General features: G+C 59.9%; 1 protein-coding gene. It reads left to right on the plus strand.

Annotated features, from left to right (window positions below; translation table 11 throughout):
* The coding region (locus tag ACXPVS_RS27505) for an immunoglobulin-like domain-containing protein (RefSeq protein ID WP_458512673.1) at positions 1-314 on the plus strand (314 nt) is incomplete at both ends.

Below are 314 nucleotides of genomic sequence, written 5' to 3' on the forward strand. Positions count from 1 at the left end.
ACCCTGGCCAACGGCCAGACCATCACCATCGACATCGGCAAAACCAGCGGCACTGTTAATGCTGTAGCACCGAACGATGTGCTCAATGGCCACGCGCCGTTGACCAACTCGATCACCGACGTGAGCGGCGGCAACTACGAAAATCTGGTCGCAGATAAAACGCCGGTCAGCACCACCGTGACCGACACACCAGACACCACCAACCTGTCCTTGAGCGCTACCGACTCCGTGGCTGAAGGCGGTTCAATCGTCTACACCGCCAACCTGACCAACGCAGCCGGCACACCGGTCACCGTGACATTGAGCAACGGCGC

It is taken from the genome of Pseudomonas sp. Ma2-10, assembly GCF_054330215.1.